This window comes from Salinimicrobium sp. CAU 1759 (assembly GCF_054482715.1).
Window position 1 is genome coordinate 1 of sequence record NZ_JBTLRK010000006.1, and the last position, 1,452, is coordinate 1,452.

2 tRNA genes and 1 rRNA gene are annotated in these 1,452 nt (G+C 43.6%); all 3 read left to right on the plus strand.

Features of this window, described 5'->3' with window-relative positions:
• Nucleotides 1–212 precede the first annotated feature (212 nt).
• Nucleotides 213–286: transfer RNA gene (locus ACXYMT_RS15175), tRNA-Ile, on the plus strand.
• 148 nt (nucleotides 287–434) lie between these two features.
• Nucleotides 435–511, plus strand: a tRNA-Ala gene (locus tag ACXYMT_RS15180).
• 249 nt (nucleotides 512–760) lie between these two features.
• Nucleotides 761–1,452: ribosomal RNA gene (locus tag ACXYMT_RS15185) — 23S ribosomal RNA — on the plus strand; the annotation flags it as partial.

Genomic DNA, 1,452 nt, shown 5'->3' on the forward strand with positions numbered 1-1,452 from the left:
GCGGCTGGAACACCTCCTTTCTAGAGATTTTGCCTCTTAATAGGCAAAACGCAATTACGACATAAGGAGCCTTGAAACAGAAGTTTAGAGCGCTTCTGGTCTTAATTCACTGTCAATTTAATTATAATATAGATATGAGATATTAGAATTGAGATATGAGATGAGAGAGATTAAATCTCACGTCTAAAATCTAAAGTCTTACATCTAGATGCAGTCTCATAGCTCAGCTGGTTAGAGCGCTACACTGATAATGTAGAGGTCGGCAGTTCGAGTCTGCCTGAGACTACGAAGTACGAGGGTAGAAATACGAAGTTCATTGAGAATTATTGAAGGAAATTTTAGAAGTTGGGCAACCAGTTTACAGTACGCAGTTAAGCAGTACGCAGTACAGTTAATACTGATTACTGAATACTGACCACTGCCAACTACAAAACGGGGGATTAGCTCAGCTGGCTAGAGCGCCTGCCTTGCACGCAGGAGGTCATCGGTTCGACTCCGATATTCTCCACCACATAAGATTTGAGACGTGAGATATGAGATTTGAGACATTTTTTGTCTAAGATCTCAAGTCTAAGCTCTCACATCTACAGAAAGTTCATTGACATATTGGAAAATAAGAATACGAGAAACATAAAAATTTCTATAGTTGTAAAATTATAGATAGAGCAAATTATATTTTAAGTTTTGAGGAAGGAATAAGAGTTATTTATAACTCTGAACTCTTAACTCATAACTTGCAAGAGCATATTAGGTAAAAGCACATAAGCTAAATAAGGGCGTATGGGGAATGCCTAGGCTCTCAGAGGCGATGAAGGACGTGATAAGCTGCGAAAAGCTGCGGGGACTGGCACATACAGGTTGATCCGCAGATATCCGAATGGGGCAACCCAGCATACTGAAGGTATGTTACTCCGCAAGGAGGGCGAACCCGGAGAACTGAAACATCTAAGTACCCGGAGGAGAAGAAAACAATAGTGATTGCGCTAGTAGCGGCGAGCGAACGCGCATTAGCCCAAACCATGTAGCTTACGGGCTGCATGGGGTTGTAGGACCACGACATTGGTTGTGTAATGAACTAGAACACTTTGGAAAGAGTGGCCATAGACGGTGATAGCCCGGTATAGGTAAAGATCATAAACCATAGTGGTATCCTGAGTAGTGCGGGGCACGAGAAACCCTGTATGAATTTGGCGGGACCATCCGCTAAGGCTAAATACTCCTGAGAGACCGATAGTGAACCAGTACCGTGAGGGAAAGGTGAAAAGAACCGTGAATAACGGAGTGAAATAGATCCTGAAACCATACGCTTACAAGCGGTCGGAGCCCTTTGGGGTGACGGCGTGCCTTTTGCATAATGAGCCTACGAGTTAACGTTGCCAGCGAGGTTAAGTCTTTAAGAGATGGAGCCGTAGCGAAAGCGAGTCTGAATAGGGCGCTTTAGTTGGTAGTGTT